General features: G+C 63.1%; 25 protein-coding genes and 1 pseudogene. 17 read left to right on the top strand and 9 right to left on the bottom strand.

Annotation, left to right across the window (positions count from 1 at the left end; translation table 11 throughout):
• The first annotated feature begins 18 nt into the window (after positions 1-18).
• The 5 genes from NKJ13_RS02530 (at position 19) to NKJ13_RS02510 (ending at position 3,152) form a co-directional block, all read left to right on the top strand.
• The gene (locus NKJ13_RS02530) at positions 19-204 is read left to right on the top strand and encodes a DUF1127 domain-containing protein (protein ID WP_352506711.1); all 186 of its coding nucleotides are present in this window, start codon (positions 19-21) and stop codon (positions 202-204) included.
• Between the two features lie 73 nt (positions 205-277).
• Entirely contained in the window at positions 278-763 is a 486-nt protein-coding gene (locus NKJ13_RS02525; protein ID WP_254819234.1) for a VOC family protein, read from the top strand.
• Positions 760-1,524 carry an SDR family oxidoreductase gene (locus NKJ13_RS02520; protein ID WP_352506710.1) on the top strand — a complete coding sequence of 255 codons (765 nt, stop codon included), beginning with the start codon at positions 760-762 and terminating at the stop codon, positions 1,522-1,524. The genes NKJ13_RS02525 and NKJ13_RS02520 overlap by 4 nt, the downstream gene beginning before the upstream one ends.
• Before the next feature lie 235 nt (positions 1,525-1,759).
• The gene (locus NKJ13_RS02515) at positions 1,760-2,194 is read left to right on the top strand and encodes an FKBP-type peptidyl-prolyl cis-trans isomerase (RefSeq protein WP_352506709.1); all 435 of its coding nucleotides are present in this window, start codon (positions 1,760-1,762) and stop codon (positions 2,192-2,194) included.
• Between the two features lie 280 nt (positions 2,195-2,474).
• Positions 2,475-3,152: an HAD family acid phosphatase gene (locus NKJ13_RS02510; protein WP_352506708.1), complete on the top strand. Its 678-nt coding sequence runs from the start codon at positions 2,475-2,477 to the stop codon at positions 3,150-3,152.
• A 49-nt stretch (positions 3,153-3,201) separates the two neighbouring features.
• On the opposite strand, the gene NKJ13_RS02505 is transcribed toward NKJ13_RS02510, so the two are convergent.
• Complete coding sequence (locus NKJ13_RS02505; RefSeq protein ID WP_352777031.1) at positions 3,202-4,182, bottom strand: quinone oxidoreductase family protein; 981 nt, start codon at positions 4,180-4,182, stop codon at positions 3,202-3,204.
• 98 nt (positions 4,183-4,280) lie between these two features.
• Between NKJ13_RS02505 and NKJ13_RS02500 the strand changes: the two genes are divergently transcribed.
• A complete protein-coding gene (locus tag NKJ13_RS02500; RefSeq protein ID WP_352646532.1) occupies positions 4,281-4,673 on the top strand; it encodes a winged helix-turn-helix transcriptional regulator in 393 nt (130 codons plus the stop codon).
• A gap of 75 nt (positions 4,674-4,748) precedes the next feature.
• Here NKJ13_RS02500 and NKJ13_RS02495 read toward each other — a convergent pair whose 3' ends face one another.
• Positions 4,749-5,354 (bottom strand): NADPH-dependent FMN reductase, encoded by a 606-nt coding sequence (locus tag NKJ13_RS02495; RefSeq protein ID WP_352477902.1) that lies wholly within the window; start codon positions 5,352-5,354, stop codon positions 4,749-4,751.
• Positions 5,355-5,444: 90 nt separating this feature from the next.
• Between NKJ13_RS02495 and NKJ13_RS02490 the strand changes: the two genes are divergently transcribed.
• Positions 5,445-5,813, top strand: coding sequence for a winged helix-turn-helix transcriptional regulator (locus tag NKJ13_RS02490; RefSeq protein WP_254819229.1), 369 nt, complete (start codon positions 5,445-5,447; stop codon positions 5,811-5,813).
• 50 nt (positions 5,814-5,863) lie between these two features.
• Here the strand turns inward: NKJ13_RS02490 and NKJ13_RS02485 are convergent, their stop codons facing one another.
• The 3 genes from NKJ13_RS02485 to NKJ13_RS02475 all read right to left on the bottom strand — a co-directional run bounded on the left by NKJ13_RS02485 (position 5,864) and on the right by NKJ13_RS02475 (position 7,926).
• Positions 5,864-6,229 carry a hypothetical protein gene (locus tag NKJ13_RS02485; RefSeq protein ID WP_352777030.1) on the bottom strand — a complete coding sequence of 122 codons (366 nt, stop codon included), beginning with the start codon at positions 6,227-6,229 and terminating at the stop codon, positions 5,864-5,866.
• A gap of 98 nt (positions 6,230-6,327) precedes the next feature.
• A complete protein-coding gene (locus NKJ13_RS02480) occupies positions 6,328-6,723 on the bottom strand; it encodes an acyl-CoA thioesterase (protein ID WP_023678380.1) in 396 nt (131 codons plus the stop codon).
• A 231-nt stretch (positions 6,724-6,954) separates the two neighbouring features.
• Complete coding sequence (locus NKJ13_RS02475; RefSeq protein WP_352737747.1) at positions 6,955-7,926, bottom strand: MBL fold metallo-hydrolase; 972 nt, start codon at positions 7,924-7,926, stop codon at positions 6,955-6,957.
• Positions 7,927-8,285: 359 nt separating this feature from the next.
• On the opposite strand from NKJ13_RS02475, the gene NKJ13_RS02470 reads away from it, so the two are divergent.
• The 4 genes and pseudogenes from NKJ13_RS02470 (at position 8,286) to NKJ13_RS02455 (ending at position 12,196) form a co-directional block, all read left to right on the top strand.
• Complete coding sequence (locus NKJ13_RS02470) at positions 8,286-8,858, top strand: GNAT family N-acetyltransferase (RefSeq protein WP_352777029.1); 573 nt, start codon at positions 8,286-8,288, stop codon at positions 8,856-8,858.
• A gap of 27 nt (positions 8,859-8,885) precedes the next feature.
• Positions 8,886-9,260, top strand: a pseudogene (locus NKJ13_RS02465) (VOC family protein).
• 111 nt (positions 9,261-9,371) lie between these two features.
• Entirely contained in the window at positions 9,372-10,988 is a 1,617-nt protein-coding gene (locus NKJ13_RS02460) for a GMC family oxidoreductase (protein ID WP_352777028.1), read from the top strand.
• Complete coding sequence (locus tag NKJ13_RS02455; protein WP_352777026.1) at positions 10,985-12,196, top strand: mandelate racemase/muconate lactonizing enzyme family protein; 1,212 nt, start codon at positions 10,985-10,987, stop codon at positions 12,194-12,196. Before NKJ13_RS02460 ends, NKJ13_RS02455 begins: the two co-directional genes overlap by 4 nt.
• Before the next feature lie 615 nt (positions 12,197-12,811).
• Here the strand turns inward: NKJ13_RS02455 and NKJ13_RS02450 are convergent.
• A complete protein-coding gene (locus tag NKJ13_RS02450) occupies positions 12,812-13,750 on the bottom strand; it encodes a diacylglycerol/lipid kinase family protein (protein WP_352777025.1) in 939 nt (312 codons plus the stop codon).
• A gap of 725 nt (positions 13,751-14,475) precedes the next feature.
• Between NKJ13_RS02450 and NKJ13_RS02445 the strand changes: the two genes are divergently transcribed.
• The 3 genes from NKJ13_RS02445 to NKJ13_RS02435 all read left to right on the top strand — a co-directional run bounded on the left by NKJ13_RS02445 (position 14,476) and on the right by NKJ13_RS02435 (position 16,715).
• Positions 14,476-14,910, top strand: coding sequence for a DUF4383 domain-containing protein (locus tag NKJ13_RS02445; protein ID WP_023719157.1), 435 nt, complete (start codon positions 14,476-14,478; stop codon positions 14,908-14,910).
• Between the two features lie 6 nt (positions 14,911-14,916).
• On the top strand, positions 14,917-16,047 hold the full coding sequence (locus NKJ13_RS02440; protein ID WP_352737742.1) for a hypothetical protein: 1,131 nt from the start codon (positions 14,917-14,919) through the stop codon (positions 16,045-16,047).
• Between the two features lie 158 nt (positions 16,048-16,205).
• Positions 16,206-16,715: a hypothetical protein gene (locus tag NKJ13_RS02435; protein ID WP_352737741.1), complete on the top strand. Its 510-nt coding sequence runs from the start codon at positions 16,206-16,208 to the stop codon at positions 16,713-16,715.
• A gap of 7 nt (positions 16,716-16,722) precedes the next feature.
• On the opposite strand, the gene NKJ13_RS02430 is transcribed toward NKJ13_RS02435, so the two are convergent.
• Positions 16,723-18,345 carry an FAD-binding oxidoreductase gene (locus tag NKJ13_RS02430; protein ID WP_352737740.1) on the bottom strand — a complete coding sequence of 541 codons (1,623 nt, stop codon included), beginning with the start codon at positions 18,343-18,345 and terminating at the stop codon, positions 16,723-16,725.
• A 191-nt stretch (positions 18,346-18,536) separates the two neighbouring features.
• Here NKJ13_RS02430 and NKJ13_RS02425 point away from each other — a divergent pair, with 191 nt between their 5' ends.
• The gene (locus NKJ13_RS02425; protein WP_254819220.1) at positions 18,537-19,031 is read left to right on the top strand and encodes a YegJ family protein; all 495 of its coding nucleotides are present in this window, start codon (positions 18,537-18,539) and stop codon (positions 19,029-19,031) included.
• Positions 19,032-19,044: 13 nt separating this feature from the next.
• Here the strand turns inward: NKJ13_RS02425 and NKJ13_RS02420 are convergent, their stop codons facing one another.
• A complete protein-coding gene (locus tag NKJ13_RS02420) occupies positions 19,045-20,016 on the bottom strand; it encodes a hypothetical protein (RefSeq protein WP_352737739.1) in 972 nt (323 codons plus the stop codon).
• 72 nt (positions 20,017-20,088) lie between these two features.
• Positions 20,089-21,129 carry a CapA family protein gene (locus NKJ13_RS02415; RefSeq protein WP_352737761.1) on the bottom strand — a complete coding sequence of 347 codons (1,041 nt, stop codon included), beginning with the start codon at positions 21,127-21,129 and terminating at the stop codon, positions 20,089-20,091.
• A 143-nt stretch (positions 21,130-21,272) separates the two neighbouring features.
• Between NKJ13_RS02415 and NKJ13_RS02410 the strand changes: the two genes are divergently transcribed.
• Positions 21,273-22,526 carry a hypothetical protein gene (locus tag NKJ13_RS02410; RefSeq protein WP_352704125.1) on the top strand — a complete coding sequence of 418 codons (1,254 nt, stop codon included), beginning with the start codon at positions 21,273-21,275 and terminating at the stop codon, positions 22,524-22,526.
• A 112-nt stretch (positions 22,527-22,638) separates the two neighbouring features.
• Positions 22,639-25,821 carry an excinuclease ABC subunit UvrB gene (gene uvrB / locus NKJ13_RS02405; protein ID WP_352737738.1) on the top strand — a complete coding sequence of 1,061 codons (3,183 nt, stop codon included), beginning with the start codon at positions 22,639-22,641 and terminating at the stop codon, positions 25,819-25,821.
• Positions 25,822-26,210 lie beyond the last annotated feature (389 nt).

Here is a 26,210-nt window from a genome sequence, read left to right as displayed (position 1 = left end):
CCACTCTGGGAGAGCACCATGAACGCCAAACGAGTTGAACCCATCGTCGACGTCCTGACCGGCATGGCCGGCCGCATCCTCGCCTCGAGCAGCCGGCGCCGGACCGAGCGGCAGATTGCACGCTTCTCGACCCGCCGGCTCGAAGACCTCGGGTTTGCCCGCGACTGGGACGGCTCGGTCTATCGGCCGTCGGACTACCGCTAAGCCTGAATGAAAGCAACAGCGGACAGGCTCTTCGCCAAAAATCGCTGCCGCAAGGAATTAACGGAGAACGGACATGGCCACCATCCACCCATTCCTCTGGTTCAACACCGACGCCAAGGAGGCCCGCGATTTCTACCTCTCGGTCTTCAAGAACAGCAAAGCGCTCCAGACGCTCGAATACACCGACTGGGTGTCCGGAACCAACAAGACGGTCCCGCATGCCACCTTCGATTTCGAGCTCGAGGGTCTGCACCTTACAGCGCTCAATGCCGGGCCGCAGCCGCCTTTCAACGAGCGGCTCTCACTCTACATCGAGACCAGGGACCAGGCCGAGACAGACTACTACTATGAGGCGCTCACCGCCGGCGGCGGCAGGGAACAACCCTGCGGCTGGCTCACCGACAAGTTCGGCGTCTACTGGCAGGTCATCCCGGAAATCCTGCCGCGGCTCAGCGCCGACCCGGACCGCGAAAAGGCCAACCGCGTCCGGCAGGCGATGTACGGGATGCGCAAGATCATCATCGCCGACCTCGAAGCCGCCTACGACGGCAAAGCTTGACCCTCACCGAAATCGCAAACGAATGGAGACCTCCCATGACATCGCTCGTGGACAGGAAAGTCATCGTCATCGGCGGCAGCTCCGGCATCGGTCTCGGCGTCGCGGAAGCTGCTCTCAATTGCGGAGCGAAGGTCGTGATCGTCAGCCGGTCGCCCGCGAAACTGCAGGCGGCCGAACGGACGCTCAATACGGGGCACGTGACCAGCTTGGTTGCCGATATGACCGACGAAGCGGACGTCGCTCGCCTGTTCGAGGAGATCGGTCCCTTCGACCACCTGGTATCGACCGCCGGAACACTGCCGCCCGGCGATCCGATCGGCAGTACCGACATGGAGGCTGTGCGAGGCTTCGTCGACAACAAGCTGATTGGGGCCGTCATGCTCTCCAAGCACGCTGTGCGCACCCTGAAGGCCGGTGGCTCCATGACCTTCACCTCGGGCATCAACAAGGACAAGCCGCCAGTGCCGGGAGGCTCGGTCGTCTCAGCGATTGCCGGCTCATTCAGCTACTTCGCCCGCGCCCTGGCGCTCGAACTGGCCCCGACGCGCGTCAATGTCGTGTCTCCCGGATGGGTCGACACACCGATGTGGGACATTGTTGGAGAAGCCAAATCCAGCTTCTTTGCCGACATGGCTGCCCGGTTGCCGTCGAGAAAAATTCCGACCGCTGCGGACGTCGCCGCCGCCTATGTCTACCTCATGGAAAGCGAGTTCACGACCGGCGAGACAATCCGCATCGATGGCGGCCATAACCTGATCTAGCCGCCATTTGCACGCCGCCTGAATGGGTTGAGTCGGCATGACCCGCTAGTCCGGCGCACTCCTGCCGAAGGCGACGAACGCTGGCGGATCATGCCGGCGTAGCCCAATCGGGGTTTACATCGGCAGCCAGGTCCCTAGTTTTAGCGTTTCGCGCCGCGCACCCGAGTGCGTGGATGATCGAGGACGGGACTGTGAGCTCTGGCCGGCCCCTCGAAACTTTCAAAGGATGGCTATCATGACACAGGCCAAGAATGGCGACACCGTGCGCATCAATTACAATGGCCGCCTGGCTGACGGCACTCAGTTCGATTCTTCCGGCAACGAACCGCTGCAATTCACGTTGGGTGAAGGACAAGTGATCGCCGGTCTCGAAACCCATGTCGAGGGTATGGAGGTGGGCGCGAAAAGCACCGTCACCATTCCCGCCGACGCCGCCTATGGCCCCCACCGCCCCGAAGCGGTGATGACCGTCGACCGCGCCCGCGTGCCAGACAACATCAACGTCGATATCGGCACTCGATTGCAGGTCAGAACCGCAGAGGGGCGCCCGATGCCGGTAACAGTCGTCGGCGTGGACGACACCAGCGTCAAGCTCGACGGCAATCATCCTTTGGCGGGACGGGATCTGGTGTTCGACGTTGAACTGGTCGAGATCGTTCAGGCGGCGTAGGCACGGCAAAGCGCGTAACGGCATGATTTTTCGGGTGACGCATTTCGACCGGCGGTTCCGGCGGTGCGTCACCTGTCGGGGGCAAAGACCGCGACGGCGGAAATCGTGTAGCGTGCAGCAACCCATAGAGACATTCGGCATCTGGAATGTCCAATTCAGCGTCGCAGTCTCGAGGACCTGTGGAAGACCTCGCTTGACAGCCGACTTCTCGTGACTGCAAAGTCTCGTGATGCGGGCGATTGGTTGGAATAGAATTGCGCGTGTCGGGGCAATCGTGCTGATGATCGGCACAAATGTTCCTGGGCCGGCGCGTTCCGACTCGCTCCTTCTCACAAGCCCGTCCCAGCCAGCCAATGTCGGCGATGCGATGCTGGCGGCTGCCAATTATCATGATTCCGGCGACTATGATCGCGACCTTGCCGCTGTGGCGAAGCAGGCAGGCGACTGGGTCGTCAAGCGCGCAATGGAGGTGCCTCGCCCCGCACTGGTGCTCGACATCGACGAGACGGCGTTGGCCAACTGGGAAGTGATCACACGTGACAATTTCGGCCGCCCGATCGGCGGCGCCTGCGACATCGCAATCGACGGCCCCTGTGGCTGGGCCGCCTGGGATCAGCTTGCGAAGGATCCGGCTATCGACCCTGTGCTGGAGGTTTTCCGGCAGGCGCGAACGGCGAAAGTCGCGGTGTTCTTCATCACCGGACGTCCGGAGGACCAACGTCAGGCAACCGAACAGAACCTGCAGTCGGCCGGCTATGCCGGCTATGAGCACCTTTACATGGTCCAGCCTGGGGCCAAATACGGCTCCGCAGCAGATTTCAAGGCACCCATAAGGGCCGAAATCGAAAAGGCCGGCTACACGATAATTGCCAATGTCGGTGACCAGCCATCCGACCTGTTCGGGGGGCATGCCGAGAAGCTGTTCCTGCTGCCTAATCCGTTCTACCGGGTTCGCTGACGGCCTGTACGGCACAAGCCCGGATCCTCGGCTCCTTGCCGACCACCTGCTAAGGTATCAAGACGACCTTGCCGGTTGCGCCGCGCTCCTCCAGCAGGCGGTGTGCGTGGCTGGCCTGGTCGAGTGGGAAGCGGCCACCTTTGGTCACCACAAGCTGACCACCAGCGGCCAGATCGAAAAGTTCCAAAAGGCCGTCACGGAGCCCGTCCGTAGACAGCAACGGAAGCAGGGCAAAACCCCTCAGCGACTGGTTGCGGCCGATCATCGCCTCCATCTCCGGGGCGCCGAGCGCGTATCTGCCAAGGGCGGCAAACACCAGCTCTCCGCAAGGCGCCAGGGCCTCGAGCGCGGCCGCCGTCAGCGGGCCGCCGACGATGTCGTAGATGATGTCGACGCCAGCGCCACCTGTCGCTGCCCGGGCGTGCTCGGGCCAATCCGCGTTGCTGTAGTCGACGGCGGCATCGGCTCCCAGCGACAAAGCAAGATCGAGCTTGGCCTTGCTGCCGGCTGCCGCGATGACACGGCTCGCGCCGGCGCGCTTGGCAAGCTGGACGAGCAACGAACCGACGCCACCCGCGGCAGCGGCGACCAGCACCGATTTGCCGGCCGGCCGGCTTTGCCGCGATAGATGCAGCGCCGTCAGCCCTTGCACCATCAATGCCGTCGCGTCTTCGAACGAGAGCGCATCCGGCAGCGGCACGGCCAGGCTTGCGTTGATCGTCACATACTCGGCATAGCCGCCAAACGGCTGGCTTGAGGCGAACAACGGCGCAGCGACGCGCATGCCGAGCAAGGAAGCCTCCACCCCATGCCCAAGCGCCTCCACGATCCCGGCGGCCTCGACACCAGGGATCATCGGCAGCTGCGGCGTCACCGCATAGCGATCCGCGCGCATCAGCACTTCGAAGAAATTCACCCCGGCCGCATGAACGCGGACCAGGACCTCGCCGGCTTGCGGCTCAGGCTTCGGCACCGCGACTATCTCGAGAACGTCGGCCTCGCCGAAACGGTTCAGTTGAATAGCTCTCATCGCAGGCACCGATTGCTGTTGGCATCGGCCGCTGTTTGCCACTATCTGCCTGGCTTCGACTACACACCGATTTGTCCGCTGCTGACCGGGAGGTGACCATGACCAAGCTGATCAAGAGGCTGCCGATGCTGCCGGCGGAGCGCGCGCTGAAAGTGATTTCGGGCCGCTGGAAGGCCGTCATCCTGTACCATCTCTTCGACAGGCCCCGGCGGCTGTCGGCGCTGCAGGCGCTGATGCCCGGCATTACCCAGAAAGTGCTGATCCAGCAGCTTCGCGAAATGGAAGAGCACGGCCTCGTCCGCCGCGAGATCTTTGCCGAGATCCCCTCGCGCGTCGAGTATTCGGCGACGCGGCTCGGCCTCAGCCTCGAGCCGATCCTGCTGGCACTTTGCAAGTGGGGCCAGCATCACGCCGACGAGCTGAACGAGATGGACCGCCTTGCCGATTGCATCATCAGGCCACGGCAAGCGCAGGACGCCCATGCCGTGTGAAACAAAAGGGGCGGCGCATGCGCCGCCCCAATGCTTGGGAGAATTAATCCTTGGGAGGACTGTTCGAACCTATGCTCAGGCCGCCTTGACTTCCTCGGCGACGGCATCGGCCTGACGCGCCGTCTTCAGCACCCTCGCCCACCATGCAATGTCGTTGACCAGCGCGGTTGCCGCCTGGTTGAGGTGCTCGAACTCGTCGAGCTTCTTGTCGCCTTGCTTGACCGCAAGGAAATCGGCCCAGGAGATGTGTACGGCGGACTTCACCGGCGCCATCTGCAACTCGACCGCATGCAGCCTCAGCTGCTCGACCGCGCGCGCGCCACCGACGCTGCCATACCCGACGAAGCCGGCCGGCTTCTTGTTCCACTCGTTGGCGGCGTAGTCGATGGCGTTCTTCAGAACGGCCGTCGGGCCATGATTGTATTCGGCGGCGGTGAAGATGAAGCCGTCGAATCCGGCGACCTTCTTTTGCCAGCGCTGCGCCACTTCGTTCTGCGACGGCGCCCAGGCGGAGGATGCGACCTCATCGAAGAACGGCAGCGGGAAATCGCGCAGGTCGACGACTTCGACGTCGATATCGGCATGCGACTTGGCGATCCTGGCAATCCATTGGGCCGGGACGTCGGCAAAGCGCGCGGCGCGGGTCGAACCAATGACGATGGCGATTTTGGGTTTTGACATAGAGGGGCTCTCCTTACAGCAATACTGGTATCGTTTAGATACCTGAGCTATATGAGTAACCGGCCGCTCAATGTGCAAGGAGGCACTTTTTTGTTACCAAGGCACCCGCACCGCACCGAGGACTGCCGCGCCGTCTCGGAAATCCTGCAGCGCGTCGGTGACAAATGGACTGTGCTCGTCGTTGGCAAACTCGGCAACGGGCCGCTGCGTTTCAACGAGTTGCGCAGCGCGGTCGGCGGCATTTCGCAAAAGATGCTGACCACCACCTTGCGCGGGCTCGAGCGCGACGGCTTCGTCACCCGCACCGTATTCCCGACCATCCCGCCGCGGGTCGACTACGAATTGACCGATCTTGGCTACGAGCTGCTGGTGCCGGTCGATGCGCTCGGCGAATGGGCACGCAAGAACACGGAGCGCGTCAAGGCCGCGCGAGAAAAATTCGACGCCATGCACAGCTGAACCCTTGCGCTGCAAGGGTTTGAAGCTGTCGGGGATGCTCCGGACGAGCCCTACTGCTGTAACTGCATCTTGCTCTTCGGCAGCTTCTCGATCCGGTTCCATTTCGGGTTGGGACTGACCACCTTGCCGCCAATCGTGCAGGTCGTGGTCGTCTCCTTGCGGCAATTGCTCACCGTCGTGCCGCTGGTGTCGCATTTCGTCGCCGAGCAGATCTCGCACTTGGCCGCCTGCCCGTTGATTGTGCGATTTTCCGACGTGCAGGTGGCGCCTGGATCGCCTTTTTTGACCTCGGCAAAGGCGCTTGCTGACGACAGGCAGAGCAAGGCTGCAAAGGCACTCGCCAGGGCAGCGTTCAGCATGTGTTGACGCATTGTCTTTCCTCCCAAGATCCCGTCGGTCGCGCTGCAGGCGCGCATGCGGGAACCCGTCGGTCAAAGACCACGCGGGATCGCTGTCCGCATCCCCCGCGCGGGAGAGACTGCTGTCTAAATCCGTCTTCTGGAATCAGGCCGGGTCAGCCTTCGGCCGGAACCGCCTTCGGCTTGCCTTCGCCGTCCAGCGCCACCATGACGAAGTCGGCATGGGTGACCTTCTCCATCAGGTCGGAGAGATAGCGCTGCGCCCAGGCCTCGACCTTGAGCGTCATCGAGGTGCGGCCGACGCGTTCGACATGCGTATAGATGCACAGCGTGTCGCCGATCTTCATCGGTTTGGCGAAGGACATTTCCTTCACCGCCGCCGTCACCACGCGGCCCTTGGCGCGCTCGGCGGCGCGGATGCCGCAGGCGAGATCCATCTGCGCCATCACCCAGCCGCCAAAAATGTCGCCTGCCGCATTGGCGTCCGAAGGCATAGCCAGCGTCCTGAGCGTAAGATCGCCGATCGGCCGCCCGTCCGCATAATGCACCATTGGCCAATCCTCTCGAACCGATCGCCCAGACCCCGTACCGTCGCGGCACGGACAGGTCAACGCCATTGAATGGTGTCGCGGCCTGCAGTTCGGGTATCGGTCGACGGTGTTGAAAGGATGCTGTGCGCAGCTAGACGAGCCCAACCAGTAGGATTGCATTCTATGGCCGAGGTGAGAAGGCTGGCGCGCCCGATGGCGCGACAGAACCAAGCCCTCGCCGATAGCCGTGCTTCACAAAGCGGGCCAGGGTGTCGGGACGTAGGCGTAGGCGTTGCCGTCGCGGATGACATGACCGATGCCTGGGAAGGGCAGGTGCATACCCGCGACGAGCAGGCCATCCGCCGACACCATGTCGAGCACCTTCTTGCGCGTGGCGATTGCGGCCTCCTGGTCCACGTCGAAGGCGATTGCCCATTCCGGATGCGCAAATTGCAGCGCGGAGGCGTGGATTACGTCAGTCAAGAGCAGCAGGTTGGCATCACCAGAGCCAATTCGAAGCGCGAGATGCCCCGGCGTGTGTCCAGGCGCAGGCAACGCGCTGATCCCGGGCGCGATCTCGACCTCGCCTTTGATCTTCCGGACCTTGCCATGGTAAGGCAGCAGCGATTTGCGCGCTATTTCGAAGTACGGCTTCATCTGGTCGGGCGCCTTGAACCGTATCCCGTCATCGTGCCAGAAAGCGAATTCCGGCGCGGCAACCACGACCTCCGCTGCCGGGAAGGCGGCCGTGCCGCCAATACCGACAAGGCCGTTGGCATGGTCGGGATGGAGGTGGGTGATGATTATCGTGTCGATTTCTTCCGGCCCGACGCCAGCGGCGGCGAGCGCCTCGGGTATATGTCCCAGTATGGGCCCCAGCGCCGATGCCGTGCCGGTATCGATCAGTACCCGTCTGTCGCCTTTGGTGACAAGGTAAGCATTGACCGAGGTCGGGAGTGGTTTTGGCAGGAATGCCTTTGCCAGCAGCGCTTCGGCGGCAGCGGTATCTGCGGAAGGGAAGAGTTCGAGGCCGAGATTGAGGTAGCCGTCGCTCAGTGCTGTGATCTCGAGGTCGCCGAGCATGAACCTGTGGGCGCTCGCAAGCGAAGCCGGAGACGGGGCGGCGATAGCCGCAGCGTTGCTCCCAAAGAGGCTGATCGGGGGAAGTAGCAGGGCGCCGGCACTAAAGGTGCCGATACCGAACGTTCGACGGTTGATATTCATGGTCTTGTCTTTCGAATTGCAGCTGAAAGCTGGGCGCAGGGTACGGGATCGCCGCAGGGCGGATGCCGACCGCTCGGACCACTCCATGGAAATGGAAGACCTTCGGGCGGGTCGGCGCTGTTCACGGCGAACTCCTTGCGACATCAATAATGCGCCTCATAAACAGCGGGAATAGCGATGGGATGCAGTTAACTGCTGCAGATTAGGCAGCAATCAATTTTCTGCGCCGAGCCGGAGAACGGCGGGGATGCTGAGCGAAATCCCCTTTTCGAACATCACCCGCATGAACTGCAATCTATGATGCGCTAGCGCGCAGTGCAGGCTAGACTGGGCAAGATAGGTAGCGGATGACGGCTGACATGAAGCTTACCTTTCGCCCACTGACGCCCGATCTGTGGCCGGCACTCGAGGACCTGTTCGGTGACAGCGCCGTCTGCAGTCGTTGTTGGTGTATGTACGGGCGGATCGGTCGTTCTTATCGAAAACGATCCGGTGAGGAAAACAAGGCAGCGTTCCGGCAAGCCGTCCAGCATGGTCCGCCTCCGGGTTTGCTTGCTTTCGACGGCGACATGGCTATCGGCTGGTGCCAGGTGACACCGCGAGATGCTCTGCCCTGGCTCGATCGGCTATTTCGGCTCAAGCGCGTGGATGACAGGCCGGTCTGGTCCCTGTCCTGCCTCTACGTGCGAAGACAATACCGCCGGCGGGGCGTAACATCCCAGCTGATTGCACAGGCCCTGGAAGTCGCAAGGCACGCAAATGCTCCGGCGCTCGAAGCCTATCCTTTCGACGCAGACGTATCGCCGAGCGCTTCCGGCAGCGGATATGCCTCCACCTTCGCGCGCGCCGGGTTCAGGGTCGTCGCCCGCAGGACCCCGGCCCGCCCGATCATGCGCTATGATTTCAAGCAGATTGCCGATCATCGCCTGTGATGCTCGGATCGGTTGGTGGAGGAACAATTGGCTTTAGCGCTCAATCGAATTGTTCTCTACGCCAAGAACCTGGAAGCGACAGTCGCCTTCTACGAAAAGCATTTCGGTTTCAAAGCGCATCGAGAGGACGGTGACCGTATTATCGAATTGGTCAGTCCAGCCGGAGGCACACGCCTGATGCTCCACCAGGCTGGCAAAGGACAGCGGTCGGGACAAATCGACCGTTAAACTGGTTTCGATGTCGAGGACGTCCAGGCGTTTCCTGCGCAACGCGCCAGCGACGGCCTGCTATTCGGCGCCCTGCATGAGGCGGGCGGCTATGTTTTCGCCAACGCCCATGACCCATGCGATAACACGATTTCAATTTCCAGCCGCGCCTTCCGCAAAGCAGTCGCGTCATAGCGTGAGCAGCGCGCGCCAGTCGCTTTTTTCACAAGCGATGCCGGAAGCTCCGTGATGGCGGCGGTCCGCGGCGTCTAGGCTGGGCGAAATTCAGGGCCATCTTTATCCACCATGCAGACCTATGACTTCATCATCGTCGGTTCCGGCTCGGCCGGCTCGGTCCTGGCCGAAAGGTTGTCGGCTTCCGGCCGCTTCTCGGTGCTGGTGCTCGAGGCCGGCGGCAGCGACCGCCGCTTCTACGTGCAGATGCCGCTCGGCTATGGCAAGACCTTCTTCGATCCGGCAGTCAACTGGAACTACAAGGCCGAGCCGGACCCGGGTCTCGCCGGCAATGTCGACCACTGGCCGCGCGGCAAGCTGCTCGGCGGTTCGAGCTCGATCAACGCCATGGTCTGGATAAGGGGCGCGCGCGAGGATTTCGACGCCTGGCGGGACGCCGGCAATCCCGGCTGGGGCTTCGACGACCTGCTGCCCGCCTTCAAGGCGCTGGAGGACAACCAGGCCGGCGCCGACCAATGGCGCGGCGTCGGTGGGCCGCTGCATATCACCGACTGCTCGACCTCCGTCCATCCGCTCACCAAGCGCTATCTCGCGGCCGCCAATCAAGCCGGCATGCCGCTCAACCCGGATTTCAACGGCGCCTCGCAGGAAGGCGTCGGCGTCTACCAGATCACCACCAGGAACGGCCGCCGCATGTCGGCGGCGCGCGCCTTCCTGCGCCCGGCGATGAAGCGCAAAAACGTCCGCGTCGAGATCAACGCGCTGGCGACCAAAATCCTTTTCGAGGGCAAGCGCGCCATCGGCGTCGAGTATCTCCAGAATGGTGCCACGAAAACCGCCCGCGCCGGCCGCGAAATCATCCTGTCGGGGGGTTCGGTCAATTCGCCCCAACTTCTCCAGCTCTCCGGCATCGGCCCGTCGGCGCTGCTTGGCGCGCTCGGCATTCCTGTCGTTCACGCCAACGAGAATGTCGGGGCAAACCTGCAGGACCATGTCGGCATCAACTACACCTTCAAGGGCAGGCTGCCGACGCTCAACCAGGTCCTGCGCCCGTGGTGGGGCAAGCTGCTGGTCGGCATGCAGTACGTGTTTTTGCGCTCAGGCCCGCTGTCGCTGTCGATGAACAATGCCGGCGGCTTCTTCCGCACCGATCCGGCCGCGGCACGGCCCAACATGCAGCTCTATTTCCAGGCCTTCTCGACCGTCATTCCGAAGAGCGGCGAGCGGCCGATCCTGACGCCCGATCCGTGGCCCGGCTTTTCCATCGGGCTGTCCAACTGCCGTCCGTCGAGCCGCGGTGAAATCATGATCCGCTCCGCCAATCCGCGCGATTATCCCAAAATCGTCGCCAACGCGTTTTCAACCGAGGCAGACGTCGCCGAAATGCTGGCAGCGGTGAAATTCGTCAGAAAGATCGCATCGATGCCGGCGATGGCCGAGATCATCGAGGAGGAGGTTTTGCCCGGTCCCTCGATCACCTCCGATGCAGATCTCATCCAGGATTTCAGGAAGCGCTCGGGCACCGTCTATCATCCGGTCTCGACCTGCCGCATGGGGCCTGACGCCGCGCGCGCCGTCGTCGACCCGCGCCTGCGGGTGCACGGCATCGAAGCCCTGCGCGTCATCGACGCCTCGATCTTTCCCGACAACATCACCGGCAACACCAACGCCGCCGCGATCATGACCGGATGGAAGGGCGCCGAACTGGTTCTGGAGGATCAGCAATGAAAATCACCGACGTCAAGACCTGGGTGGTCGGCAATCCGCCGCCCGGCATCGGCGGCAAGTATTTCATCTTCGTCAAGCTCACCACCGATGGCGGCGTCGTCGGCTATGGCGAAGCTTACAACGCCACCTTCTCGGCCCATGTCACCGCAAAAATGGTCGAGGACATGGCAGAGCGCTATCTCGTCGGCCGCGATCCGCACGACGTCGAAAACTTCTTCCGCCGCGCCTATTCGTCAGGCTTCACCCAGCGCCCCGACGTGTCGGGCATGGGCTGTTTCTCGGCGCTCGAAATCGCCTGCTGGGACATCATCGGCAAGGAGGCCGGCAAGCCGGTCTACAAGTTGCTTGGTGGCCAGGTGCACGAAACGCTGCGTTCCTATACCTACCTCTACCCGCACAGCGGCAGCGTCCACTCCGAGGACGCCCGCGGCAAGAACGTCTACAACGACCCCGATCTGGCCGCCGCCTGCGCGCTCGAATATGTCGAGCAGGGTTTCAACGCGGTCAAGCTCGACCCAGCCGGCCCCTACACCGCCTTCGACGGCCACCAGCCGCGCCTCGTCGACATCGATCTCTCCGCCCGTATGGTCAAGGCGATCCGCGAGGCGGTCGGCACCCGCGCCGATATCCTGTTCGGCACGCACGGCCAGTTCACAGCTTCGGGTGCGCTGCGCCTCGCGCGCGCCATCGAGCCTTATGACCCGCTGTGGTTCGAGGAGCCGGTGCCGCCCGACATGCCCGAGGTGATGGCGCAGGTCGCCCGCGCGACCTCGATCCCGATTGCCACCGGCGAGCGGCTGACGACCAAGTTCGAATTCGCGCGTGTGATCGAGAACCGCGCGGCGACCATTCTGCAGCCGGACCTCGGCCGCTCCGGCGGCATTCTCGAAACCAAGAAGATCGCCGCCATGGCCGAAGCCTATCACATCCAGATCGCGCCGCACTGCTATTGCGGGCCGATCGTCGGCGCCGCCAACATCCAGCTCGCGGTGACGCTGCCCAACTTCCTCATTCTGGAATCGCTGAAGCAGTGGGGCGGATTTCACGAGAAGCTGCTCAAGAAGAAGATCGAATGGCAGGACGGCAATGTCATCCCGTCGAAGGAGCCCGGCCTCGGCGTCGAACTCGATGAAGCCGTTTGCGAAGCGCATCCCTGGACCGGCAAGGACCTGCATTTGCAGATGATGCAGACCCCGCTGATGCCGTGAGCGCCAGCCTGATCCGCAACGGCTTTTGCCGTCGCCGTCTACGACCGCGGCCCGGCGCCTGGTTCCTCGGCACAGAGGACTTGACGGGTCGCTTGCGTTGACGGACCGCATGCCTTGGCGATTAGCGCAAACGCCCATCGCTTCGTCATCCTGGGGCGGAGCAAGGAGCGGAGCGACGCGGCGCAGACCCCGGGATCCATGCCGCGACTTCAGAGCGCTGCTGCGGTGCAAAATTCTGCTCCGCTGCACTCTTTGATCAAGGTTACGGCATGGATCCCAGGGTCTCCGCGATGGAGCTTCGCTCCTGCTTCGCCCTGGGATGACGAAGTTGGGGGGGATTCGGCCAATCTCCAGGGTTTGCGATTTACCACCGACAGGAACGACCGACGTTCGCTGCCGATGGGCCGCCACCTGCCAAAATCACTGTTTCAAGGAATTGGTCGACCATGATCGTCAGGCTTCTGGAAGATGCGATCGGAACCGATCTTCGCGCGCCTGGTTTCCCGGCCAAGCTCGAGGCCTGACATCAGGCAATTCTCACGCGATTTCAGCACATTGGCCGGATCGCCGGAATCACCGCCGAAAGAACTTGAATCAACCCCTCAATGCCTTGATTCAATATCTTAGCGTCAAGGCGCCGGGCAGGATCTCGAAGGTCGCCGGTATGCGACCCGGCGATTCGCCGTCTATGTCGATCAGCGCGGCGTTCTTTTGCACATCGCCGAGCGGCTCGACAACCACTTTCTTGCCGCGCAGGATGGTGATCGCCGGATGGTTGCGGTGCCGCCCGCCATAGAGCAGGCGGATGTCCCAGATCAGCTTCAGCTTGCCGGCCGCACGCAGAATGACGATGTCGAACTCGCCGTCGTTAAGCTCGGCGTCGGGCGCGATCATCATGCCGCCGCCGAAGAATTTGCCGTTGGCCACCGCCACCAGTGCCATGCGCGCCTCGACCGGGGCACCGTCGTCGATGGTGATTGCGACGTCCTGGAAGCGGTAGCGGAGGAACTCCCAGACCGTGCGCCAGTAGAACATCGCCTTGGCGGAAACCTTGCCCTTGCGCTTGTCGGCGTTGACGGCCCGGTCGGTGGCGCCGGAGAGCCCGAGGCTGGCGATGTTGATGAAATGGCGGCTGGCAAGCGCGCCGTGGTCGTCGACATAGCTAATGCACCCGGCATCCACCTTGCGGCCTTTGGCCTCGGCAATCCGCTTCAGTGTCAGGTCGACATTGTTCGACAGGCCGAGCCCGCGCGCGAAGTCGATGCCGGCGCCGCACGGCAGCAGCCCAAGCTCGGCCGTCCGGCCGCTTTCCCGGAAAGCTTTCAGCAGCCCGTCGGCGACCTCGCTGGCGGTGCCGTCGCCGCCGGCCGCGATCACCAGCTCGAAGCCGATGGCGGCAAGGTCGAGCGCCAGCCGTTCGGCATCGCCCTCGGCCTGCGTTTCACGCAGCTCGAAATCGCCGAAATGTCTTTTCAGCGACGCCGCAACCTCGGGCCAATGCCGCTTGAGCCTGCCGCCGCCGGCGATCGGATTGAGAACCACCGCGACCTTCAAGCCCGCCTCCCCAAGGCCATCGAACACGCCTTCCAATCATTTGCCGGCATTGAAGCCCGCGCCGGCCCGCGGGGCAAGATCGAATGTCCGACAATGCGGTTTCGGCTTCGAGGCGGCAAAATCCCGACCGGCGGCGGCAGTCGCTGTTTTGGCAGGGTCAGTCCCCGATAATCCCGCTATCCACAGGCATGCGGCAGTTCCGCCAAACACTTATCCGACATACATTAAACCCATCTCAGGCGGCTACCGATCGCGACGCCGAAAGGCAAAGCGGAACGGCAGATTTCCTGAGGCCCGTACGGCCCTGAACGAGAACAGGCTTGCCTGTTGGAGGGATGGAAGCCGAGAGCTACGGGGCCGCGGAAAGCGTGCGAACGCCGACGGCGGACCGATGCTGCCATGAAGGACGGCAAAAACCTTCGATGGCGCGCTGGGCAAAGCTCGCAAGAGCGGAGACCGGCGTGGTCCGGAACGGACGCTACCCTCGGGTGGCGACTGGCAGGACCGTCAAAATCAAGGCCGGCATGGCGCGACACCTTTCGGGAGTTGCTGCCGCGACCGTGTCCTGATCTGACAGGGAGGCGCTGGGAGAAATCCCGGCGCCGACTGTCTTTGTGGCCCCGCCTGACGATTTTGTCGGCGACGCTTCACCCTGCGCCAAAATCAGCTACTATCCATTTGCCGTCGGGGGCCGCTTAAAAGGGCTGACGGCAGGGGGACATTTCATGACGCTCATCCAGAAGCTTGCTGTTGCCTATGCTTTCCTGTTCTTCGGCGTTGTTGCCATCGGCTATGTGCCGGCCTTCAACGATGCCGGCGGCAATCTGTTCGGCCTGTTCTCGCTGCAATGGTATGATGATTTGTTGCACGCCTTCTCCGGCGTCTGGGCGCTGGCGGCCGCCTTCATCTCGCACCGCCAGGCCGTGTTCTATTTCAAGCTGTTCGGCTCGGTCTATCTGTTCGACGGCGTGCTCGGCCTGGTCACCGGTTCCGGTTGCCTCGATGGCGGCATTTTCATCAACGGCTTCCGCTCCTTGAACGACATCGAATTCCCGGCCCGCTTCTTCGCCAACCTGCCGCACATCGTCATCGGCGGCTTCGCCGTCTATGTCGGGTTCTGGCTGTCGAAACGTGTGTACGACCATTTCGCCACGGCCTGACCGGCCATGTTCCTGTTCCGCTGGCTGAAGCGCATCATCAAGGCGATCCTCTGGCTCGTCGTCATTGTCGTGTTGATCCCGATCGCCGGGCTGGCCTACGGCTTTCTCACGACGCCGTCGCTGGACACAACGCCATTGTCGGGCGTCGCTGAGGGTGCCCCGCCGAAGGCGCTGGCCGACAAGATCCGTGCCGAAATCCCCGGCTACCAGCGGACGGAGGAATCGACCTTTCTCACCTATCCGGAATGGGCCATCGTCTACGCCGCCCGCGAATATGCCGGCTTCGTCGACAAGAACCAGCCGAGCGGTTTTCCCTATCTCTCCTATATCGGCCGTTTCTGGCAGGACTATGCGACGGTCATCCGCGCCAGCTCCGCCTACAAGTTCAACCTCGACAACCACCAGATGCTGGTGATCATCGGCACCAGCCACACGATCGAGCACGCCATCCAGTGGGCCTATGAAAATACGGTCGGCCGCGTCACTGAAGCGACCGCCGGCAAGCGCACCGCCGTCGATATCTACCAGGCCAAGGTGGCGGCGGACTATGCCGGTTTTCTCGACCAGGTGCCGTGGTACCAGTTTCCCTATGCCGAAAAGCGTGCCGGCCTGTTCGCCGTTCAGCCGGCAGCGGACGACAGCGCCTTCCGCACCAGCGAACGCAAGCTCGCCTTCGGCCTCGCCGACACCATCAAGCAAGGCTACGCCGATCTGATCAAGTCGGCGCTCGCCGCCACCACCGACCCGGCCTTGCTCGACATTCACGTCTGGGCCAAGGGTCCGGTCAGCGAGGTGACGCGCAACGAGCCCGACACCTTGCTGGAGCGCGATCTCGGCGCCGATGGCATGGTCTTCGTGACAAGGCGCTATCAGGTGTTCACCGACATGATCCCGCGCCTGATCGGCAAGGGCATCTCCTTCGTCGAGATCGGCGGCAATGACGAGATCATGGTCACCATGCTTTCCAACGACGAAATCAATGTTCCCGAAGGTGCACGCACCTTGTTCAGCTACCCGCTTCCGGCGGAACCTTCGACGCGACGCACCGGCCTGACCGTCGCCGTGCGCAAGCTGCACATCGTGCTGCCGGCGCTGATGACGGCGGGCGCCAGGCTCGAGCACGTCTACGATTACTGAGGCCTTTCGGCCACAGCCGGCCCCGGCAAGACGTTGCGTGATGCTCCGCCACGCTCATTCCACAATCGCGGCCAAATCCCGCCTTGTTCCGCAACGATTGATGACCCCGCAGCACTTTGTCTTGCGCACATCGCCAGGCAACTCGGAGGGACAAGATTGTGATCAAGACCGCCCTTGTCGCCATGACCATCGTCGGCTGCGATTGCGACGCCAGGCTTTGCGAATATATCGGCGAGACGCCCGCCAAATGGTCGACCATCGCCGAATGCGAAGCGGCGATGAAAAGCCAGATGCTGCACGAGCGCAATTTTGACTATCCGCTGGTCTCCGGCATCTGCCGGACACAGAACTCGTCATCTCAGCTCGCGGCGACCGCTTCGGAGCCCGAATTGACGACGGCCAGCACCGCCGCGACAGACCCGCTGCCACCGGAACTGAGCCATCGGCCCAGTGCTGCCGTCGGAACGCAGGCAACGGCGACGGAAACGGAAACCGTCCGGCCAGTCGCCTATGAAGCGGCGGTCGATGGCGGCCGCGCGGTGCTCTACCGCACGAAGGCGGGTTACGCCGTGGTCAAGACCGATCTCGGCCGCGCCGCAGCGGCAACGATCGGCATCGCCAAGCGCTCGGCGAACTGGCTGGCGGCGAAACTGCCTGACGGTCTGTAACCGACGCTCAGGCCGTGCCGATCAATGCCCTGATGGCGCGATAAAAAGTCGACGAAAACAGCTCATCCGGATCGTATTGCCGCTTCTTCGCCAGGAAGGACGGCAGTTCCGGATAGGACGCAAGCAGTTCCTTGCCCGTGTAGTGGAGCTGGTAGGGCAGGAAGAAACGCCCGCCATGCTTGATCGTCACATCGATCAGCGCCCTTGTCAGCGCCCGCATCCTGGCATTGCCGTCGGCGTCGGTCGGCTGATTGATGTAGAGCACCAGCGAATAGGCCGGCTCCGGCGCATAATTCAGCGCCACATCCTCTTTGTGGACGACGCGCACCGACGCGTTGAGCACCGGCAGGCTCTGGTTGCGCAGGATCTCGCGCGCTTCGGCGATAAACGGGTTATAGGCGGCGCGCGGGATGAAATACTCGTGCAGGATGTCGGTCTCATCGAGCAGATCGTTGAACAGATAGGGCACTGAATCATGCATCGGATTGTTGCGGGTGACGAGGCAGGCCTCGCCTTCGGCCATTGCCGTCGTGCGCGCCACCGTGCAGCTCTCGAATTGCGGCTCCAGCGTCTTTTCGGTGAACCATTTCAGTTCCTGGAACAGGCTTCCCCATTTCGCCAGGTTGATGATCACCCGTTTGAGCCCGACTGAACCCGGTTCGCCGATTGCCGGCTGGTCGGCCGGCGGCTGGTTGGCCACCTTGTCATAGCGGTAGACGATCATATCCTCGAGGAAATTACCCGGCGCTGTCGACAGGTGCCCATAAAACAGACCGATCGCCCTGTTTGGCTCCAGCCCCTCGGCGAAAAACCTTGGAAAGTCGTCCGATTTGATGATCTCGCGCGAGGTCCGGTAGACGTCGTTGTCGACAATGTCGAGCGTCGCCTCCAGCACCACGCCGAACAGGCCGTAGCCGCCGACGACGTGGCGGAACAGCTCGGTGTTTTCGGCCGGTGAGCAGGTTGTCACCGAACCGTCCGCCAGCATCACCCGCATCGATCGGATCGAGCCGGCGACCGAGCCGGCCTGGTGGTCCATGCCATGCGCGTTGACCGACAGCGAGCCGCCGACCGAAAAGATGTCGGTCGACTGCATCGCCTTTACCGCAAAGCGCGGGTGCAAAAGGTTCTGGATGTCGTGCCAGCGCGCGCCCGGCTGCAAGGTCATCCTCTTCGCAGCCGGGTCGATGCTGACCCTGTTGAATTTGCGCATGTCGAGGACCAGTGCGTTGTCGTCGAAAGCGTGTCCGCCCATCGAATGGCGCACCGCCGCGACCGAGACCTTCAGGCCATTGGTGCGGGCAAAGGCCAGCGCGCTCGCAATGTGGTCTTCCTCGCTGACTTCGACAACGCCGTAGACCGGCGTCATCGACAGGCCGCTGGCATCGTTGATGTCGCCGCCCTTGGTCAGCCATGGCAGCGACGGATCGTAGGCTGGCGGGCCCTCCAGCGGCTTCTGCGCCAGATCGATGCCGTCAATGTCGGCGATGCGCCCGGAATTCTTCTGCCCCGACGGACCGCGCGCCAGCCGCGCCACTGTCGTCCCGCCCCAGACCATCGCGCCGCCGACCACCGCCGCACCCAGCAGCAGCCGCCGCGACAGGCGAAACCCCTTGCGTTCTTCGAACATGATACCCCTCGCTGCCTCAGGGATAGCGCGGGTTTCCGGCAAAAACCAGAGCCGGAGTGCGTAGCAGAACTAGCGGCAGTTGCGGCATCAGGAGCATTTTCTTATGGTTGCAATTAAGGTATGCTTCGCGCTATGATTGAAGATCCGAACGGATCTATGATGATGCTGACCATTGTATGGGCGCCCATTCCATGAAGCTCGTGTCCCGCGCGATACTGTCCCTGATGCTAGAGCTTGCTCCGATATGCGCCGAGGCTCACGACTCCAGTCAGGGCGACGACAGCGTCGTCGCAGTCGCGCCTGACGATCCAGATATGGCGGCGGCGACTGCACAGGCACGTGCCACCCTGGATGCATTCCTGGCATTATCCCAGACACCGCCACCTGGAACGGACACATTCAAACTGAAGGTGATGATCAAGGACGGACATGTGACCGAACACTTCTGGGTCATCCCGTTCCAGCGGAACGAAACCGGATTCGTGGGGATATTGGCGAATGAGCCACATAGCGTCCACAACGTCGTGGCTGGCCAGTATGTAGAATTCAACCGAGACGATATTTCCGACTGGGGATATACCAAAAACGGTCACCAGGTTGGCAGTTTCACCGTCTGTGTGATGTTCAAGTCGATGCCGAAGGAAGAAGTCGACTACATGCGTAGCCAACGCGGCTTCGATTGCTGACCGCCCAGCCGGACTACCCCGCCTCCTCGTCCCTCGCCCCGATCTTGCGCACCAAAGCCGCCGTCGTCAGCATCGCGCCCATGTCGGCGATCATCGGCGCGACATGCTTGGTGTAGTCGAGGCGCGTGGAGCTATCCGGGAGCTCGAAGAAATTCCTTTCCTGCGGCAGCAGGAGGAAGCCGTCGCTGCCGTTGAGCGCGACGCGTGCCGGATCGTTCGGCCGGGTCTCGCCGAGCCATTGCAGCGCCTGCGCCAGCCGGCCCGTCACCAGCGGCCGCGCCGCCTCGATATTGTCGGTGCGGAACTCATAGGCGGCATCGAGCTCCGGCACGCCGCTGGATAGTTCCTGCATCTTGCTGCCGAAGATGCCGCGGAGAAAGCCGACGACCTTGTTGGTCCGGCGCGCGGCCACCAACGTGCCGGGGAACGGCACGATCGTCTCGAAGGCGACGATCACGCCCTTGAACACTGCCGTCGTGCTCTTGCCCGTCCCTTCCCGTAGATCTGCTTCGTACAGCTCGAATGGAAACCCTTCGTAGCGGCCGGAGAAAACATCGTCGAAAGACTGTCGGTTGAACGAACCAAGCGTCTCACGCGGCAGCCGGTCGAACGAATTCGGCTTGACGTTGTGCCGATACCGCATGTCCTCGATGAAACCGAAGATGATCGGCAACAGCGTGCTGCGAAACGACTGCTGCAATTTGCTCGCTGGCTTGATCGCCCGGAAATAGAGCAAGATCGCTGCCAGGAGTCCGCCGACATAGAGGAACACATGCGGGGTCGAGACCCACTGCTCGTTCGGGTCGGCAACCCCGTTGAAGAGCCAGGCCACAAACACCACGAACGCCAGCACCAGCCCGATGAAAAGTGGGACCCGCCAGCGCGTCCGGCGATGGGCCGAAGCTCTTTCGGCCTCATAGGCCTCGATGTTCTTCCTGAGGCCGGCGATCACCGCTTCGCTCGGCATGAAATCCGCAGTTTCCATCACCCACCGCCGCCACAAGCCTGCCCGCGTTGGGCATGATAGCCGGTTTGGCGGACCGCGTCAGCGCAGCCGTCACCGCCCGGCACTGAAGATCGCATCGAGGCGGGCCAGAACCCTTTGCCTTGATTTTCCCCTCAACATTTCAACCGGCACCAGCCGCTCGTGATCGCCGGCGCGCAGCCGCATGAAGGCATGCAGCCGGTAGGCGGCAATGGCGCCGCGCGTGCCGGAATCGGCGCTGATGTCGACGACGAAAATGGCACCGATGCGGCCAGGCCAAGGCTGGCGCGCGAAGGCGGTGCCGAAGAAATCGCCGAGTCCATAGGCGACGAGCGTCTTGCCGATCCGCTCGATCGGCTGCACGACATGAGCATGATGTCCGGCGACCAGGCCGACGCCGTGTTCGGCCAGAAGCCGCGCCAGTGCCCGCGTCCTCGCACGTGGAAAATGCCGGAATTCCCAATCCCAATGCGGCACCGCGCAGAGGAGGTCGACACCCGAAGCGGCATCGCGCGGCCATTGCGTCGGATTGCTTTCCATCGAGACTCGGCCCGCGAACTGAGCCGCGTCGGCATTGCGCCACAAGGTAAAGGCGGCAAGGCCTATGGTCAGCGAACCAACCGCAAACCGCTCGACCGGAGCCGCAGTGCCGATCGTGCGGATGCCTAATTGCTCCAGCACGGCGACCGTCTCGTCGAAGCCGGCGATGCCCTGGTCGAGCACATGGTTGTTGGCCAGCGACAGCACCAGTTTTTCGCGCGAAATGCCGGCAGCGGCCAGCGCCTCGGCAAGGAACCGCTCGTTCATCGCGTGGTGCGTGCCAAACCTCGTACCCAAAACAGCGCTCGGCCGTTCCACCACCGGGCTTTCGCAATTGCCGACCACCAGATCGGCCGAGGCAAGCAGTGCCGCAATCGCCGGATCGCAGTCCGGCGGGCTGCGATTGGCCACCGCCGAGATATCGCCGACGAAAGCCAGCCGCACCGTGCGCGCCGGCGGCGGGTCGAGCAGGGCTGCGGCCGCCGGAGCAAAGCCGCGCGCGTCGCCATTGAGCGAAGGCCGGAGGAAGCGTGGCAGCCAGGACAGTTTGTAGGAAAGCGGATAATTCGACACGCGACGGCCCAATGGTTTGCCTTGTGTAGACCGCCAGCCGGATTGATTGAAGCGCTGACTGTTGTCGTTGAACCACAGGGCTACAGGCGCGCGAACCAAATGCGTGTATGATCCATTGCGGAGCGACAAAAGGGGTGATCACGATGACGCGTTTTTCCAGGCTGGTGGCGTGCGCCATCGTTCTTTTCCTGCCGCTGTCTTCGGCCGGCGCCGCAGTGCGGGATGCCGCGGCACTGTTCGAGGCAAAAACCGTGACTGAGCGTAACGGCGCTCTTGCCGCTCTTGAAACCGCCGCGCCAGGCGATCCGGCAGCCGCCTACGCCGCCGGCGCCGGCGAATTCTTCACCGCGCTGGAGATCCTGGCCGGCGGCCTGCATCGCCACGGTTTCGAAAGCCCGCAATCCTTCATGCTGCCGCTGATGCGGCTGCCGGTGCCGGACAACCCCGATCCCGAGCCGCTGACCTACGGACAATTCCGCGCCATTCTCGTCGCCTTCCGCGACCGGCTGGAGAAATCCGCAGCCACGCTGGGTTCGGTACCCGCCGACGCGGACATCGGCATGGTCATCGACCTCACCCGCCTCGGCATCGATCTCAACGAGGATGGCCAGATCGCGCCGGACGAAAGTGCCGCCGCGATCATGGCGTCTCTGTCACGCGGCGGCGGTGTGCCAGACGCGGCCGCACCCGCCCTCACCTTCCGCTTCGACCGCGCCGACGGCTATTGGCTGCAGGGCTATGCCGAGTTCCTGATGGCGCAGGCCGACTTCTGGCTGGCGCATGATTTCAGGAACACGTTCGACGGCTCCTTCCACATGCTGTTCCCGCGCGCAAAACTGCCGCTGCAGGATACGCTCGTGCCGCTGGACGGTGGCATGAATGGTGGCATCCTAACGTCCGAATGGCGCCTCGCCGACTTCATCTCCCTGGTGCATCTCGTCAACTGGCAAGTGGTCGAGCCTGAGCGCCGGCAAGCGGCGCGCCGCCATCTGATGGAAATGATCCGGCTGTCGCGCGAGGACTGGAAAGCCATCCGCGCCGAAACCGACAATGACCGCGAATGGCTGCCCGGGCCGCAGCAGAAAGGCGCCAGCCCGCTGACCGGTCTCGAAGTCGGCCAGCAGCAGGTACAGGCCTGGCTCGCCGCCCTTGATATGGCCGAGGATCTTCTGGAAGGCCGCACCTTGCTGCCGCATTTCCGCATCGCCGACAAAGGCATCAACATGAAGCGCTTCTTCGACGAGCCGAAGCCCTTCGACCTGGTGCTGTCGATCACCGGCCCGGCCATCGCGCCCTATCTCGAACACGGCAAGATTCTCACCAGCGAGGAGTTCAACCAGATCCAGCGCCAGTTCGGCGGCGCCGGGTTTCTGACGTTCGCGCTTTGGTTCAATTGAGGGAGTGCGTCGACGCTATTCCTGACAGCCTGCTGTCAGCAGCCAAATTGCCCCTCGCGCCACCCGCCACTCCGCTCTTTCCATTTTGGCCGATACCTCCCATATTCGGGCCATGGCCAGACTCTCCGACAAGAAAACGCCGCCGCCGGCGAATGACGAGCGCGCTTCGCCGCCCAAGCGGCGCAGTCCGCTGACCGATTTCCTCGATGCCTCGGAGCCCCTGTACAAGAGCGGCTTTGCCGAGGCGCCGCAGGCCGAGTTCACCGGCGCGGCGCTGACCGGCTCGATCGCCGACTGGGCCGAGCAGATCGAGCAGGAAGCCGAGAAGGAAGGGCGCGTTTCCGGCAAAGTCGGCGGCAAATCGCCGAAACCGGCGAAGAAAATCCCCGAGCGCTCCTCTTCCCCCGGCCGGACGGCACGCGGCACCTCGATGGGCGGCGCGGCTTCGGCGCGGGAGCGCACTGCGGCCGGTCTCAACCCTGTCGCGGGCCTCGACATTTCGCTGGAGGACGCCGAGACCATGGCCTCGGGCGGCGTCACCGCCACCGTCGCGGCGCTGTCGGCGCTGATCGAATCCGGCAATCCGCTGCACAAGGACGGCGTGCTGTGGACGCCGCACCGCCCTGCCCGGCCGGAGAAGTCCGAAGGCGGCATCGCCATCAAGATGGTCTCGGATTTCGAGCCGGCCGGCGACCAGCCGACCGCGATCAAGGATCTCGTCGAGGGCGTCAACAGCAACGACCGCACTCAGGTGCTGCTCGGCGTCACCGGCTCGGGCAAGACCTTTACCATGGCCAAGGTGATCGAGGAGACGCAACGCCCTGCTCTGATCCTGGCGCCCAACAAGACGCTGGCCGCGCAGCTCTATTCCGAGTTCAAGAAATTCTTCCCGGAAAACGCCGTCGAGTATTTCGTCTCCTACTACGACTACTACCAGCCCGAGGCCTATGTGCCCCGGACCGACACCTACATCGAGAAGGAATCCTCGATCAACGAGCAGATCGACCGCATGCGCCATTCGGCGACGCGCTCGCTGCTCGAGCGCGACGACGTCATCATCGTCGCCTCGGTGTCCTGCATCTACGGTATCGGCTCGGTCGAGACCTATACGGCGATGACCTTCCAGATGCAGATCGGCGACCGGCTCGACCAGCGCGCGCTGCTCGCCGACCTCGTCGCCCAGCAATACAAGCGCCAGGACATCAACTTCGTCCGCGGCTCGTTCCGGGTGCGCGGCGATACGATCGAGATCTTCCCGGCCCACTTGGAAGACCGCGCCTGGCGCATCTCGCTGTTCGGCGACGAGATCGAAGCGATCACCGAATTCGATCCGCTGACCGGCCAGAAAACCGGCGAGCTGAAGAGCGTCAAGATCTACGCCAATTCGCACTACGTCACGCCGCGCCCGACCTTGAATCAAGCCATCAAGTCTATCAAGGAAGAACTTAAATATCGGCTGCAAGAGCTTGAAAAGGCTGGCCGCCTGCTTGAGGCGCAGCGGCTTGAGCAGCGCACCCGCTTCGACCTGGAGATGCTGGAGGCGACCGGTTCCTGCGCCGGCATCGAGAATTACTCGCGTTATCTGACCGGCCGCAAGCCGGGCGATCCGCCGCCGACCTTGTTCGAATACATTCCCGACAATGCGCTGGTCTTCATCGACGAAAGCCATGTCACCATACCGCAGATCGGCGGCATGTATCGCGGCGACTTTCGCCGTAAGGCGACGCTGGCCGAGTATGGTTTCCGCCTGCCGTCCTGCATGGACAACCGGCCGCTGCGCTTCGAGGAGTGGGACGCCATGCGGCCGCTTTCCGTCGCGGTTTCGGCGACGCCCGGCGCCTGGGAGATGGAGCAGTCCGGCGGCGTCTTCGCCGAGCAGGTCATCCGCCCGACCGGCCTGATCGACCCGCCGGTTGAAGTGCGCCCGGCCAAGACACAGGTCGACGACGTCGTCGGCGAAATCCGCGAGACCACGAGGGCCGGCTACCGCACGCTGGTCACCGTGCTGACCAAGCGCATGGCCGAGGATTTGACCGAATATCTGCATGAGCAAGGCATTCGCGTCCGCTACATGCACTCCGACATCGACACGCTGGAGCGCATCGAAATCCTGCGCGATCTGCGCCTCGGCGCCTTCGACGTGCTGGTCGGCATCAATTTGCTGCGCGAAGGCCTCGACATTCCCGAATGCGGCTTCGTCGCCATTCTCGACGCCGACAAGGAAGGCTTCCTGCGCTCCGAGACATCGCTGATCCAGACCATCGGCCGCGCCGCCAGAAACGTCGACGGCAAGGTGATCCTCTATGCCGACCAGGTCACCGGCTCGATGGAGCGGGCGATGGCCGAGACCAATCGCCGCCGCGAAAAGCAGATGGAATGGAACGCGGCCAACGGCATCACTCCGGAATCGGTCAAGTCGCGCATCTCCGACATTCTCGATTCGGTCTACGAGAAAGATCATGTCCGCGCCGACATTTCGCAGTTCACCGACAGCGCCGGCGCCATGATGGGCAACAATCTGAAGGCGCATCTCGACGCCCTGGAAAAGCAGATGCGCGACGCCGCCGCCAACCTCGATTTCGAAAAAGCGGCCCGCATCCGCGACGAGATCAAGCGGCTGCGCGAGATGGAACTGTCCATCTCGGACGACCCGCTGGCCAAATATGCCGACATGGAAAGCCCGGTTTCGGGCCGCGAAAAGGGCAAGCACAACAAGGGCGTGGCCAAACATCGTACAGCAGAGGAACAGGAGCGTTTCCGGAAGCTCGACGAGGCACATGCCGCCGAAGAGGCGGCCAAGGCTGCCCGGCCCAACCTCTTCCGCAAGCCGGAGCTCGACGAAATGGGCGCCGACGGCGCCGTGCCGGTCAAGAAGCCGCTGTTTGCGAAACCTTCGCTGGACGATATGGGACCTGGGACCGACATGCCGACGCCGTCAGGCGCGGTCTCCCGTTCGCTGTTCAAGAAACAGTCGGCGCAGGAAGCGCACGGTTCGGATTTCGGTATACCGGGTGAACCGACCAAGCCACTGTTCAGGAAGAACTCACTGGACGAGATGACGGTGCGGCGGACCGAGAAGCCGGTCGAGGGAAAAGCGCCGGCGAAACCACAGCCAATCTCCCCCCTCGTGGGGGAGATGCCAAGTGGTGGCAGGGTAGAGGGGGGCGCGAAGGAACGCCACGTTTCAGCCAAACCCATCGTCCGCCAGCGCGCTGGCATCGGCTCCTACGAAGACCCCGCCGACGCCCGCCGTGAAAAGCGCCGGCCGGGCAAGACGGGTCGGCCGGGACGGTAGCGAGCTTCCCTGCTCCCCTTGTGGAGAAGGTGGATCGGCGCGCAGCGCCGAGACGGTTGAGGGTGCTGGACGGATCGCCGTCGGTGCCAAGCTGGAGCGCCCCTCATCCGACCGCTTCGCGGCCATCTTCTCCCACCAAGCAAGGGGAGAAGGGGGAGCCTAGCCACTTGCCATCGGCGCTACCCTTGGTGTAGCCAGTTTCTACAACTTGAACGTCTTGAAAGGAGGGCTGCGTGTTATTTTCTCACCACCGTCAGCGCGGCCCTGTCTCTGCCCTGCGAGCTTGCTTGCAGGGCTGACCAGAGACGGTCCGGGTTCTCCCGCTTCGATTTTCTTGGTCTGCCCTTCGTGGTGCTGCAACGCCGAGCCTGATGGCCAGCCTGCGCACC

Origin of the sequence: Mesorhizobium sp. M0174, from assembly GCF_040322275.1 — a bacterium.
Taxonomy (GTDB): Bacteria; Pseudomonadota; Alphaproteobacteria; order Rhizobiales; family Rhizobiaceae; genus Mesorhizobium.
The sequence above is the reverse complement of the archived record's forward strand: the minus strand, read 5'-3'. Positions and strand labels throughout refer to the sequence as shown.

Coding starts and splice junctions, on each gene's coding strand:
- NKJ13_RS02530 (WP_352506711.1), top strand. CDS start 19: ATGAACGCCAAACGAGTTGAACCCATCGTCGACGTCCTGACCGGCATG.
- NKJ13_RS02525 (WP_254819234.1), top strand. CDS start 278: ATGGCCACCATCCACCCATTCCTCTGGTTCAACACCGACGCCAAGGAG.
- NKJ13_RS02515 (WP_352506709.1), top strand. CDS start 1,760: ATGACACAGGCCAAGAATGGCGACACCGTGCGCATCAATTACAATGGC.
- NKJ13_RS02510 (WP_352506708.1), top strand. CDS start 2,475: ATGATCGGCACAAATGTTCCTGGGCCGGCGCGTTCCGACTCGCTCCTT.
- NKJ13_RS02505 (WP_352777031.1), bottom strand. CDS start 4,182: ATGAGAGCTATTCAACTGAACCGTTTCGGCGAGGCCGACGTTCTCGAG.
- NKJ13_RS02500 (WP_352646532.1), top strand. CDS start 4,281: ATGACCAAGCTGATCAAGAGGCTGCCGATGCTGCCGGCGGAGCGCGCG.
- NKJ13_RS02495 (WP_352477902.1), bottom strand. CDS start 5,354: ATGTCAAAACCCAAAATCGCCATCGTCATTGGTTCGACCCGCGCCGCG.
- NKJ13_RS02485 (WP_352777030.1), bottom strand. CDS start 6,229: ATGCGCGCCTGCAGCGCGACCGACGGGATCTTGGGAGGAAAGACAATG.
- NKJ13_RS02480 (WP_023678380.1), bottom strand. CDS start 6,723: ATGGTGCATTATGCGGACGGGCGGCCGATCGGCGATCTTACGCTCAGG.
- NKJ13_RS02475 (WP_352737747.1), bottom strand. CDS start 7,926: ATGAATATCAACCGTCGAACGTTCGGTATCGGCACCTTTAGTGCCGGC.
- NKJ13_RS02470 (WP_352777029.1), top strand. CDS start 8,286: ATGAAGCTTACCTTTCGCCCACTGACGCCCGATCTGTGGCCGGCACTC.
- NKJ13_RS02460 (WP_352777028.1), top strand. CDS start 9,372: ATGCAGACCTATGACTTCATCATCGTCGGTTCCGGCTCGGCCGGCTCG.
- NKJ13_RS02455 (WP_352777026.1), top strand. CDS start 10,985: ATGAAAATCACCGACGTCAAGACCTGGGTGGTCGGCAATCCGCCGCCC.
- NKJ13_RS02445 (WP_023719157.1), top strand. CDS start 14,476: ATGACGCTCATCCAGAAGCTTGCTGTTGCCTATGCTTTCCTGTTCTTC.
- NKJ13_RS02440 (WP_352737742.1), top strand. CDS start 14,917: ATGTTCCTGTTCCGCTGGCTGAAGCGCATCATCAAGGCGATCCTCTGG.
- NKJ13_RS02430 (WP_352737740.1), bottom strand. CDS start 18,345: ATGTTCGAAGAACGCAAGGGGTTTCGCCTGTCGCGGCGGCTGCTGCTG.
- NKJ13_RS02425 (WP_254819220.1), top strand. CDS start 18,537: ATGAAGCTCGTGTCCCGCGCGATACTGTCCCTGATGCTAGAGCTTGCT.
- NKJ13_RS02420 (WP_352737739.1), bottom strand. CDS start 20,016: ATGGAAACTGCGGATTTCATGCCGAGCGAAGCGGTGATCGCCGGCCTC.
- NKJ13_RS02410 (WP_352704125.1), top strand. CDS start 21,273: ATGACGCGTTTTTCCAGGCTGGTGGCGTGCGCCATCGTTCTTTTCCTG.
- uvrB (WP_352737738.1), top strand. CDS start 22,639: ATGGCCAGACTCTCCGACAAGAAAACGCCGCCGCCGGCGAATGACGAG.